General features: G+C 57.8%; 8 protein-coding genes, 2 rRNA genes and 2 pseudogenes (1 of these 12 cut by a window edge). 9 read left to right on the top strand and 3 right to left on the bottom strand.

Translation table 11 applies throughout. From position 1 onward, the window contains the following. Together FE240_RS03820 and rrf are read left to right on the top strand one after the other, a co-directional pair. Window positions 1-2,004, top strand: a 23S ribosomal RNA gene (locus FE240_RS03820); it begins 885 nt to the left of the window's first position. 104 nt (window positions 2,005-2,108) lie between these two features. After that, window positions 2,109-2,223, top strand: a 5S ribosomal RNA gene (gene rrf / locus FE240_RS03825). Between the two features lie 88 nt (window positions 2,224-2,311). Here the strand turns inward: rrf and FE240_RS03830 are convergent. Beyond that, a pseudogene (locus tag FE240_RS03830) lies at window positions 2,312-2,593 on the bottom strand (N-acetyltransferase family protein); the annotation flags it as partial. Between the two features lie 252 nt (window positions 2,594-2,845). Between FE240_RS03830 and FE240_RS03835 the strand changes: the two are divergent. The 3 genes and pseudogenes from FE240_RS03835 to FE240_RS03845 all read left to right on the top strand — a co-directional run bounded on the left by FE240_RS03835 (window position 2,846) and on the right by FE240_RS03845 (window position 5,361). Next, a protein-coding gene (locus FE240_RS03835) for an IS3 family transposase (RefSeq protein WP_193000495.1) occupies window positions 2,846-3,999 on the top strand; the annotation gives its coding sequence in 2 pieces (ribosomal slippage) (window positions 2,846-3,083 and window positions 3,083-3,999; 1,155 coding nt in all). 20 nt (window positions 4,000-4,019) lie between these two features. Beyond that, window positions 4,020-4,793, top strand: a pseudogene (locus tag FE240_RS03840) (IS3-like element ISAeca4 family transposase); the annotation flags it as partial. Further along, window positions 4,756-5,361, top strand: a complete 606-nt coding sequence (locus FE240_RS03845; RefSeq protein ID WP_193003441.1) for a hypothetical protein — start codon at window positions 4,756-4,758, stop codon at window positions 5,359-5,361. The pseudogene FE240_RS03840 and the gene FE240_RS03845, both read left to right, overlap by 38 nt. A gap of 250 nt (window positions 5,362-5,611) precedes the next feature. Here FE240_RS03845 and fis read toward each other — a convergent pair whose 3' ends face one another. Continuing rightward, on the bottom strand, window positions 5,612-5,908 hold the full coding sequence (fis, locus tag FE240_RS03850; RefSeq protein ID WP_042046723.1) for a DNA-binding transcriptional regulator Fis: 297 nt from the start codon (window positions 5,906-5,908) through the stop codon (window positions 5,612-5,614). Between the two features lie 25 nt (window positions 5,909-5,933). Then, a complete protein-coding gene (gene dusB / locus FE240_RS03855; protein WP_193003442.1) occupies window positions 5,934-6,899 on the bottom strand; it encodes a tRNA dihydrouridine synthase DusB in 966 nt (321 codons plus the stop codon). A 345-nt stretch (window positions 6,900-7,244) separates the two neighbouring features. Here dusB and FE240_RS03860 point away from each other — a divergent pair, with 345 nt between their 5' ends. The 4 genes from FE240_RS03860 to FE240_RS03875 are packed head-to-tail and all read left to right on the top strand — an operon-like array spanning window position 7,245 to window position 11,862. After that, window positions 7,245-8,582 carry a TolC family protein gene (locus FE240_RS03860; RefSeq protein WP_193003443.1) on the top strand — a complete coding sequence of 446 codons (1,338 nt, stop codon included), beginning with the start codon at window positions 7,245-7,247 and terminating at the stop codon, window positions 8,580-8,582. After that, entirely contained in the window at window positions 8,579-9,577 is a 999-nt protein-coding gene (locus tag FE240_RS03865) for an HlyD family secretion protein (protein ID WP_193003444.1), read from the top strand. Before FE240_RS03860 ends, FE240_RS03865 begins: the two co-directional genes overlap by 4 nt. Further along, window positions 9,578-10,690 carry an ABC transporter permease gene (locus FE240_RS03870; RefSeq protein ID WP_193003445.1) on the top strand — a complete coding sequence of 371 codons (1,113 nt, stop codon included), beginning with the start codon at window positions 9,578-9,580 and terminating at the stop codon, window positions 10,688-10,690. Continuing rightward, a complete protein-coding gene (locus tag FE240_RS03875) occupies window positions 10,684-11,862 on the top strand; it encodes an ABC transporter permease (protein ID WP_193003446.1) in 1,179 nt (392 codons plus the stop codon). The genes FE240_RS03870 and FE240_RS03875 overlap by 7 nt, the downstream gene beginning before the upstream one ends. Window positions 11,863-11,937: the final 75 nt, after the last annotated feature.

Genomic DNA, 11,937 nt, shown 5'->3' on the forward strand with positions numbered 1-11,937 from the left:
CAACCCTTTGCAAACTCCGAATACCAGTAAGTACTATCCGGGAGACACACGGCGGGTGCTAACGTCCGTCGTGAAGAGGGAAACAACCCAGACCGCCGGCTAAGGTCCCAAAGTTCTGGTTAAGTGGGAAACGATGTGGGAAGGCTCAGACAGCTAGGATGTTGGCTTAGAAGCAGCCATCATTTAAAGAAAGCGTAATAGCTCACTAGTCGAGTCGGCCTGCGCGGAAGATGTAACGGGGCTCAAACCAGGCACCGAAGCCGCGGATTTGCACTCAGTGCAAGTGGTAGGGGAGCGTTCTGTAAGTCTGCGAAGGTGTATCGAGAGGTATGCTGGAGATATCAGAAGTGCGAATGCTGACGTAAGTAACGATAAAGGGGGTGAAAAGCCTCCTCGCCGGAAGACCAAGGGTTCCTGTCCAACGTTAATCGGGGCAGGGTGAGTCGACCCCTAAGGCGAGGCCGAAAGGCGTAGTCGATGGGAAGCAGGTTAATATTCCTGCACGACATGTAATTGCGATGGGGGACGGAGAAGGCTAGGTGGGCCAGGCGACGGTTGTCCTGGTGAAAGTGCGTAGGTGGTGTTTCTAGGCAAATCCGGAGACACAACACTGAGACACGAGACGAAGCCACTACGGTGGTGAAGCCATTGATGCCCTGCTTCCAGGAAAAGCCTCTAAGCTTCAGATTGCATGTCATCGTACCCCAAACCGACACAGGTGGTCGGGTAGAGAATACCAAGGCGCTTGAGAGAACTCGGGTGAAGGAACTAGGCAAAATAGTACCGTAACTTCGGGAGAAGGTACGCTCTTGATGGTGAAGTGACTTGCTCACGGAGCTGTTGGGAGTCGCAGTGACCAGATGGCTGGGACTGTTTATCAAAAACACAGCACTCTGCAAACACGAAAGTGGACGTATAGGGTGTGACACCTGCCCGGTGCCGGAAGGTTAATTGATGGGGTTAGTGGTAACACGAAGCTCTTGATCGAAGCCCCGGTAAACGGCGGCCGTAACTATAACGGTCCTAAGGTAGCGAAATTCCTTGTCGGGTAAGTTCCGACCTGCACGAATGGTGTAACCATGGCCATGCTGTCTCCACCCGAGACTCAGTGAAATCGAAATCGCCGTGAAGATGCGGTGTACCCGCGGCTAGACGGAAAGACCCCGTGAACCTTTACTACAGCTTGGCACTGAACATTGAACCTACATGTGTAGGATAGGTGGGAGGCTTTGAAGCGATGACGCTAGTTGTCGTGGAGCCGACCTTGAAATACCACCCTTGTATGTTTGATGTTCTAACGCAGGTCCCTGAATCGGGATCGCGGACAGTGCCTGGTGGGTAGTTTGACTGGGGCGGTCTCCTCCCAAAGAGTAACGGAGGAGCACGAAGGTTGGCTAATCCTGGTCGGACATCAGGAGGTTAGTGCAATGGCATAAGCCAGCTTAACTGCGAGACGGACAGGTCGAGCAGGTGCGAAAGCAGGTCATAGTGATCCGGTGGTTCTGTATGGAAGGGCCATCGCTCAACGGATAAAAGGTACTCCGGGGATAACAGGCTGATACCGCCCAAGAGTTCATATCGACGGCGGTGTTTGGCACCTCGATGTCGGCTCATCACATCCTGGGGCTGAAGTTGGTCCCAAGGGTATGGCTGTTCGCCATTTAAAGTGGTACGCGAGCTGGGTTCAGAACGTCGTGAGACAGTTCGGTCCCTATCTGCCGTGGGCGTTGGATGATTGAAGGGAGTTGCTCCTAGTACGAGAGGACCGGAGTGAACGAACCTCTGGTGTTCGGGTTGTCACGCCAGTGGCACTGCCCGGTAGCTAAGTTCGGAATCGATAACCGCTGAAAGCATCTAAGCGGGAAGCGAGCCCTGAGATGAGTCATCCCTGACCCCTTGAGGGTCCTAAAGGGCCGTTGGAGACCACAACGTTGATAGGCGGGGTGTGTAAGCGCAGCGATGCGTTGAGCTAACCCGTACTAATTACCCGTGAGGCTTAACCATACAACACCCAAGAAGTGTTTTGAGCGCTTGTGACAAAGCGAGAACGACTTAAGTGCTTGTGATGAGAATCGTGAGTGCAATCAGCTTTTCGGATTACGATTTTGCCTGGCGGTCATAGCGCGGTGGACCCACCTGTTCCCATGCCGAACACAGAAGTGAAACGCTGTAGCGCCGATGGTAGTGTGGCAGATGCCATGCGAGAGTAGGACACTGCCAGGCACCCAATTTGAAGAAAGCAAAGGCCATCTCTAAGGAGATGGCCTTTTTGCTATTGAAGCGTGAGTCATCGCCACGCGATACGTCTTTGTTAGAAATCCACCCCTGGCGTGAGCGGTAACACCATGCTCACCAGATTGTCCTCCAGCGACACCGAGACCTCAAACCCCACCTTGCGCGCCAGCGCTATCATGCCGCGATTGCTTGGCATGGTGAGGCCTGAGAGCTGGCCAATTCCCTTGTCACGGGCGTAGCGCACCATCTTCTCCATCATGATTCTGCCAAGCTCCTGTCCTTTGAGGTCAGAGCGCACCAGCACGGCGAACTCCGAATCTTGCAGATCTGGTGTGGATATGCCGCACTCCACTGTCAGGAAGGTGATTTTACTGCCAGTTTCACATCGGGCTTAGCAGGCTTGTCTAACCCACGATACGCGGATATAGAGGTGATCATCGTGGCCAGTGAATTGCCACCAGATTCCATCCAGCAGTCGGGGCTCAACGTTTTTGCATGAGGCGCAGAGGCTCTTTGAATCGCCCCTACTTTCCTAGACACCTCAAGATGAATCGCCCCTACTTTCCTAGACACCCCAAGAGCCTCAAACTGAGGTCATTCAGGAGGTGTTATGAGCAAGCAGCAACGTTACACGGAAGAATTCAAACTGGCCGCCGTCAAGCAGGTGACTGAGCGCCATTACCCAGTGGCAGAGGTCGCTGAACGACTTGGTGTTTCCAGCCACAGTCTTTATGTCTGGATCAAACGCTACAGCCAACCCGAAGCGCAGCAACAGCATGACTCCAGCCAGCAAGCCGAAATTCGGCGCCTCAAGGCTGAACTGCGCCGCATCACCGATGAGCGAGATATCTTAAAAAAGGCCGCCGCGTACTTTGCCAAGCTGTCAGGGTAAGGTACGCCTTCATCCGGGAGCACGCGTCCACACATCCCATCCGCCGACTGTGCCGGATGATGAATGTCCACCCGAGCGGTTATTACGCCTGGCAGCACCAGCCTTTATCTACCCGAGCTCTGGAAGACCAACGCCTCCTAGGCCAGATCAAGCAATGTTGGCTAGAAAGCGGCGGCGTCTATGGTTATCGCAAGATCCGGGACGACCTGCGAGAGATGGGCGAGACCTGCGGGAAACACCGGGTGGCGCGATTAATGCGTCATGAGGGTTTACGTTCACAAACCGGTTATCGTCGCCGTCCCGGTCATTATGGTGGCCGGCCAACGGTGGTTGCACCGAATTATCTTGAGCGCCAGTTCGATGTGACTGAGCCAAACAAAGTCTGGGTAACGGACATCACTTATATTCGAACCCATGAAGGCTGGCTCTATCTGGCCGCGGTATTGGATTTGTTTTCACGACAAGTCATTGGGTGGTCAATGGGGCCACGGATCGACCGAGAGTTGGCCATCAGCGCGTTACTGATGGCGGTGTGGCGACGGCAACCCGAGCAGGAAGTGCTGGTTCATTCTGATCAAGGGAGCCAGTTTAGCAGTCATGACTGGCAGGATTTTTTGCGGGAGCACCAGCTCAAGGCCAGCATGAGCAGACGCGGCAATTGTCATGATAACGCGGTTGCGGAGAGTTTCTTCCAGCTCCTCAAACGCGAGCGGATCCGACGTAAAACCTATGTGGATCGCGAGGAGGCTCGGCAGGATGTGTTCGATTACATTGAAATGTTTTACAACCCCAAACGTCGGCACAGTTTCAACAATGGGCTATCGCCAGTAGAGTGTGAAAAGCAATATTTCGAACGGCTCGAAAGTGTCTAGAGAAGCCGGGGCGATTCAACCAGCCTTTATCTGCCCGAGCTCAGGAAGACCAACGTCTCCTGGGCCAGATCAAGCAATGTTGGCTAGAAAGCGGTGGCGTCTATGGTTATCGCAAGATCCGGGATGACCTGCGAGAGATGGGCGAGACCTGTGGGAAACACCGGGTGGCGCGATTAATGCGTCATGAAGGTTTACGTTCACAAACCGGCTATCGTCGCCGTCCCGGTCATTATGGCGGCCGGCCAACCGTGGTTGCACCGAATCATCTTGAACGCCAGTTCGATGTGACTGAGCCAAATAAGGTCTGGGTAACGGACATCACTTATATCCGAACTCATGAAGGCTGGCTCTATCTGGCCGCGGTATTGGATTTGTTCTCACGACAAGTCATTGGTTGGTCAATGGGGCCACGTATCGACCGAGAGCTGGCTATCAGCGCGTTACTGATGGCAGTATGGCGACGGCGACCCGAGCAGGAAGTGCTGGTTCATTCCGACCAAGGGAGCCAGTTTAGCAGCTATGACTGGCAGGATTTTTTGCGGGAGCATCGGCTCAAAGCCAGCATGAGCAGACGCGGCAATTGTCATGACAACGCAGTAGCGGAGAGTTTCTTTCAGCTCCTCAAACGCGAGCGGATCCGACGTAAAACCTATGCGGATCGCGAGGAGGCTCGGCAGGATGTGTTCGATTACATTGAAATGTTTTACAACCCCAAACGTCGGCACAGTTTCAACAATGGGCTATCGCCAGTAGAGTGTGAAAAACAATATTTCGAACGGCTCGAAAGTGTCTAGAGAAGCCGGGGCGATTCAACCAACCGATTACGTTGGCCACGTTACTAAAGGGTTTGATGTATTACGCCCAGCCACCTTCAACTATGCCCATAACGAACAGCCTCGTGACTTCCGCTCTCCCATCCAGGCAGGAGAGAAGAGTAGGGTTCGCCAGATGCTGTTCACAGGCTTTAGCAAATGCTGTTATCCGTACCAAAAGTTTGATTCTGTCGATGGTGAGTGGCGCCTGGCGCAGATCCTCGAAGGGGATGCAAGCGTGCTTAAGTGGATGAAGCCTGCCCACGGACAGTTCCGGATCGAGTATGCCAATGGGCAGAACTATGAGCCTGATTTCGTGGTGGAGACTAAAGACGCCTGTTTGTTGATCGAGCCCAAAAAGGCAACCGAGGTATCAACCCCAGATGTGCAAGCGAAAGCTCGGGCTGCGGTTCGCTGGTGCAAGTACGCTAACGACTATGCAAGCCAGCATTCTGGCAAGCAATGGCGTTACTTACTGATCCCCCATGACGATATCGAGTTGGGTCGGAGCATTGCGGGTTTGATGCAAGAGCATGAGATGACGAGTTAACCGAGGCTCGTACAGCTAAACAGAAACAACAGCAGAGGGCTTTTTAGCCCTCTGCTGTTCTATGGAGCGGCCAAAAAATCAGGAGGACTGGAGGCTATGGCTCAAAGACAGTAATCAGTACGACCTTAAAGGGGCGGTCAACATAGATGCCTAGCCCTACATGTGTGGGTTCAAATGTGGGTTCAAAACTAAAAAAGCACTTTCATTAAAATGAAAGTGCTTTTGTTTTCAATAGCTTAGTTGTTATGGCTTAGTTCATGCCGTAGCGCTTGAGCTTCTTGCGCAGGGTGCCACGGTTGATCCCCATCATCACGGCGGCACGGGTTTGGTTACCGCGGGTGTACTGCATGATCACGTCCAGCATGGGAGCTTCGACCTCGGAAAGGACCATATCGTACAGATCCACCACTTCCTGACCGTTCAACTGGGCCAGGTAGTTACGCAGGGCCTGTTGCACAGAGTCACGCAGGGGGCGCTGGGTCGGCTCGGCAGCGTGATTGTGAGTGGTCGTTACCAATGCATCAGAAGTCAGGGTTTGTTCGAACATATTCGGTCGGCTCTTATGTTATGCGTTAACCTAATCCATCGAAATAGGCATCCAGTGCCTCGAGTTGTGCCTCAGCACACTCCAGGCCATTGAAATACCTGCGGAATTCTCGGCCCGTCTCTTCTTCTTCCAAATACCAGCCCACATGCTTGCGAGCAATACGTGCCCCCAGATAGTCACCGTAGAAACGGTGCAGGTTGGCAACGTGCTCCAGCATCAGGGCCCTGACCTCAGCCCGTGGCGGCGGAGGCAGAAGGGTACCGGTTGCCAGATAGTGACGGATTTCCCGGAAAATCCAGGGTCTTCCTTGTGCAGCGCGGCCGATCATCACGGCGTCAGCGCCGGTATAGTCGAGGACATACCGCGCCTTTTCCGGGCTGTTGATGTCGCCATTGGCGACAACAGGAATCGATACGGCCTGCTTAATCGCCCTGATGGTGTCGTACTCCGCGTTACCTTTATAAAGGCAGGCTCGGGTACGACCATGCACGGCAAGGGCCTTGATACCGCAATCTTCGGCGATTCGGGCGATCTCCACGCCATTGCGGTTATCCGGATCCCATCCTGTGCGAATTTTCAGCGTGACAGGCACTGCGACTGCATTCACCACGGTATGGCAGATTTCTCTGACCAGATCGGGGTAGCGCAGTAGGGCGGAACCTGCCAACTTCTTGTTTACCTTCTTCGCCGGGCAGCCCATGTTGATGTCGACGATCTGCGCACCATGCTCCACGTTGTAGCGGGCGGCGTACGCCATCATCTCGGGGTCGGCTCCGGCAATCTGGACCGAGCGCACACCAACTTCAGCAGCATGATCCATCCGCATGCGGGTCTTCTGGGAATCCCAGACATCCGGATTGGCCAACAGCATCTCGGAGACCGCCATGCCAGCACCCAAACGCAAACAGAGTTCGCGGAACGGCCGGTCGGTGACGCCGGCCATGGGGGCGACGATCAAGGGGGCATCCAGGATGTGGGGACCTATCTGCATCACTACGGTTACTATCGGCTTAGGGCGGCGTATATTACGCATTTTTTAGTCAGGAGAAAAGGTTAGTATTTGAGCATTAGGCAACTTTTTTTAGGAAAAATATCCCCTTCAAGGCTTGCAATATCTGGATAGCTTGCAAATCAGTCGATTGGATGGGTGTGGTGTCGAGTGAATCATAGGGATATTCTGTGCTGCGGAGCCGGGCGAGTTTGCGTTATGATAGCGGGCTCATTTTGAGCAAAAGCTCCACCCAATAAATTAACAAAACACAGGGTCATGATGAGTAGACGAATCATCACAAGAGTCGGTGCCACGCTGCTCTGCTGCTATGCATGGGGGGCTCCAATGGCGCTGCCTGTCTCATTTGCAGAGGCATGGAGCCGGGTGTTGCAACAAGACGACGGGCTGGCCGCCGAGCGAGCCGGGGTGGAGCGGGCAGAATCCCTGCGCGAGGCCGCCAAAGCCATGTACCTGCCCAAGATCGATGTCGGGGCCAATTTCACCCGGCTCGATGATCAGGTTGAACTCGATATGCTGGCGCTAAATCCCGTCCGAGGGCTGAGTCAAAGCGCCCTGGGCGGAGCGCTCATCAACCTGATGGGGGGCGCCAGTGCCTTTGTGACGCCGCTGACCGAGAAAAATGTGGTCACCAGCTCGGTCAAGGCACTCTGGCCCCTGTTCACCGGTGGACGCATCGATGCGGCGCAGGATATCCGTGCCGCTCAGGTGGATGAAGCCAAGGAGATGCTGGCCGTCAAGCAGCAGGCCAGCTTCGAGACCCTCTCTCAGACCTATTTTGGCGTGGTGCTGGCGCGCCAAGTGGTGCAGACCCGTGCTGATATCGAGGCCGGGCTTGCCCGCCATTACGATCATGCCAAGAAGCTCGAGGCGCAGGGGCAGATTGCCAGAGTGGAGCTGCTCTCCGCCCAGTCGGCCTATGACAGGGCGCGTATCGATACCCAGAAGGCGCGCCGCAGCCTGGAGATCGCCGAGCTGGCGCTCGATCGCCTGATCAAGCTCGATGGCAGCGAGCCGACCAACTCTCTTTTTATTAACCAGCGCACCCCCGAACTCTCGCCTCTGGTCAGCCAGACCCTAGAAGTGCACCCCGGTCTTAAGGTGCTGATGGCCAAGCGCGAGCAGGCCAAGGGGTTGATCCGGGCAGAGAAGGGCAAGTTTGCCCCCGAGGTGTTCCTCTACGGTAACTACAGCCTCTACGAGCAAGACACGCTCTCGGCCAAGATGGCGCCTGACTGGATGGTTGGCGTCGGGGTCAGCATGCCGCTGGTGAGCCGCGACGGTCGCTCCGATACGGTGGCCGCGGCCAAGAGCGCCGAGTTGCAGGTCAATCACCTGGAGGCCAAGACCCGCCACGATCTCGAGGTGCTGGTCGAGAAAACCTGGCGTGAAGCGGGCCAGGCGCTGGAAGAGTACAACTCCCTCTCATCGACCCAGAAGTTGGCCGAAGAGAACGTCCTGTTGCGGGACAAGGCCTTCGGTCAGGGGCTCTCCACCTCTCTTGATGTGGTGGATGCCCAGAATCAGTTGGCCGGGGTCAAGACCCAGCGTTCGGCGGCGGCCTATCAATACGTGGTCTCGCTCGCACGCCTGATGGCGCTGTCCGGGCAGATCGACCAATTCCGACATTATCAGCAAGCGCAGGGCATAGAGGTGACCCCATGAGCCAGTTAAAGCAGAGCATGAATTCCAAGCGTCCCCTGATCGTTGCAGGGGTGCTGCTGTTGGTGGTGGGCTGGCTTGCCTGGCGCTTCTGGTTGGCCTATCGCCCTGAGCCGGTGCGACTGCAAGGGCAGATCGAGGCGCAGCAGTACTCGGTCTCCTCCAAGGTACCGGGCCGTATCGACGAAGTGCTGGTGCACAAGGGCCAGCAGGTGAAGTCGGGCGATCTGGTCTTTACCCTGGCCAGTCCAGAGCTGGAGGCCAAGCTGGCCCAGGCCAAGGCCGGTGAGGCCGCGGCGGATGCCCTCTCCATGGAAGCGGAGAAGGGCGCGCGCGCCCAGCAGATCGCCGCCGCCAAGGATCAGTGGCAGAAGGCCAAGGCTGCCGCCGAGCTCAGTGGCAAGACCTACCAGCGGATCGCCAACCTGCATCGTGACGGCGTGGTGCCGCTGCAAAAGCGGGATGAGGCCTGGACCGGCTGGCAGGCAGCCCGTTACAGCGAAGGCATGGCGTGGCAGCAGTATCAGTTGGCCCTCGAAGGGGCACGTGAAGAGACCAAGGTGGCGGCCCGTGAGAAGGCGCGCATGGCCGCAGGCTCGGTGGCCGAAGTCGAGGCCTACATGGCCGATACCCGCATCAACAGCCCGCACAACGGTGAGGTGAGCCAAGTACTGCTGCGTAGCGGCGAGCTGGCTCCCCAGGGGTTCCCTGTGGTGACTCTGCTCGATCTGGACGACGCCTGGGCTGTGCTGCATGTACGTGAAGATCAGCTCTCCCACTTTGCCATGGGGCAGGAGTTTGACGCACGCATTCCGGCGCTCGGCGACAAGCTGGTGCGTCTCAAGGTCTCGCATGTGGCGGTGATGGGGGACTTCGCAACCTGGCGAGCCACCGATACCCGGCAGGGATTTGACATGCGTACCTTCGAGGTGGAGGCGCGTCCGGTACAGCCGATCCCGGGGTTACGGGTTGGCATGAGCGTGCTGGTCGAGCTGTAAATGGGGCGCGAATGGCGACTGCTGTGGCAGGATGGGTGGGGGCGGATGCTGGTGCTCTGGCTGCCGCTCTCCCTGCTGCTGATGCTGTGGTGGATCTTCTCATCGGCCCTGGTGCGTGAGCTGCCCATTGCCGTGGTCGATCTCGACAAGAGCAGCCTGTCGCGCCAGCTGGCGCGGGATCTGGATGCCTCCTCCTTTCTTCGGCTCTCCAACGAGTTTGATTCGGTGGCCGAGGGCACCCGTGCCCTGCGCGGTGGTGACATCTATGCGTTGGTGGTGCTGCCGCTGCATCTGGAGCGCGATGCCCGGCTCGGTACCGCGCCGCGCGTCACGGTGTGGAACAACAGCCAGTACGTACTGATCGCCAAGGTGGTCAATGCGGCGCTGGCGCAGGTGGTGGGAACCCTCAACGGCCAGGTGGGAGTGTTGCAGGCGTTGGCCGGTGGCAGCAGCCTGCCGGGGGCCCTCGGTCAGTCGGTACCGTTGGCCGGCCAGATGACGCCGCTTTACAACCTCAACTCCAGCTATGGCCAGTTCCTGCTGGGGGCGCTGTTCCCCGCCGTGTGGCAGATTTTGCTGACCCTGTACGGGCTCAATGCCCTGGCGCGGGAAGATAGGCTCGGCCTTGCCTGGCATGAGCAGGGGGTCTGGCCGGCACTGTGGCACAAGTTTGCCCTGCACTGGCTGATTGGCTGGGGGTGGGGACTGGCCTGGTGCTATGCCATGTTCAGCTGGCTTGGCTACCCCATGCACGGCAGCCCTTGGCTGCTGGCGTTGGCGCTTGGGGTAACGGCCGGCGCCTGTGTGGCCCTTGGCATGGGCTTTTATGCGGTGATCCGCGACGCAGCCCGGGCCATCTCGCTGGCCGGGGCGCTGACGGCGCCCGGTCTTGCTTTCATGGGGGTGACCTTCCCGGCCAGCGCCATGGGGGGCTTTGCCACCTTCTGGCGCGCCCTGCTGCCCATCTCCCACTATGCCGATATCCAGATTGATGTGGCCAACCGGGCGCAGGGGCTGCTGGCCATCGCGCCGCAATTGGGGGCGCTGCTGTTGTTCTGGGGGCTGTTGTGGGTCGCGGGCCGGCGTTATCAGCCCAAGGAGGCCGCATGCTAGGGTTCTTCGATCTGCTGCGCCTCGAGCTGCGCAGCCTGTTTGCCGATCGCGCCATCCTGCTCACCCTGTTTGGCGGTATCCTATTTTACTCCTTTCTCTATCCCCAGCCCTACCTCAAGCAGACACCGCGTGAACTGCCTGTGGTGCTGGTCAATGAGGATGGCAGTCAGCTCTCGCGCCGGCTCGCCTTCATGGCCGATGCCACGCCTGAGGTGAAGCTGGTCGATGAGGTGGCCAGCCTGGAGGAGGCGCAGCGGCGCATCAACGCCGGCGAGGCGCGCGGGCTTTTGCACATCCCGCGCCACTTCTACCGCGACATCATGCTGGGGCGCACCGTCACCCTAGGTTATGCGGGGGACTCGAGCTACTTCCTGGTCTATGGCTCCATCGTACAGGGGCTGGCTTCGGCTGGCGGCACCCTGGCGGCTCAGATCAAGGTGTCACGGCTGCTGGCCCACGGCGAGCCCCTGCCGGGGGCTAGCCAGGGGTGGAGCGCGGTCTCGCTCAATCTGGTTCCGGTGTTTAACCCCACCATGGGTTACCTCAACTACGTGGTGCCTGGGGTGTTTGTGCTGATCCTGCACCAGATCCTACTGATGGGGGCGGCCCTACTGGGCTCGACCCAGAACCAGATCACGGTGCGAGGCGGTAAGGGTTACTGGCAGCTGGCGCCCACCGGCCCCTTGCTGCTGGCCCGCACCCTGGTGATCGCCGTGCCTTACTTCATCCCGATCACCTATATGCTCGGTTTTTGTTTCGATGCCTACGGCATTGCGCGCGAGGCCAGCGCTTCCGAGGTGCTGCTGTTTGCCCTGCCGTTCGAGCTGGCTACCCTGATGCTGGGCATCCTGATCGGCGCCCTCTGCACCCGCCGGGATATTCCGAGCCAGGCCATCTTGCTCTCCTCCATGCCGCTGGTGTTTGTGGCCGGTTTCATCTGGCCCATCGAGATGGTGCCCGAGCCGCTGGTGTGGCTCTCTTACTGGTTGCCGAGTACGGCGGGGATGCAGGGGATGCTGCGACTGAACCAGATGGGGGCCGACTTTGCCCAGGTACAGCCCCTGTGGTGGCGTCTGTGGGGGCTGACCCTGCTTTACGGCGCGCTCTCATGGTGGGCACTGCATTGGCGCAAGCGTTCATTGCCCATGACGGCGATGGCTCGCGGCGCATAACAAAAGGGCACCTTGGGGTGCCCTTTTTGCCATCGCGAATTGGGATACCATGGCGGGGGGCAATCGGTGGCAAGC

Origin of the sequence: Aeromonas simiae (assembly GCF_014892695.1) — a bacterium.
In the GTDB taxonomy this organism is placed as follows: Bacteria; Pseudomonadota; Gammaproteobacteria; order Enterobacterales; family Aeromonadaceae; genus Aeromonas; species Aeromonas simiae.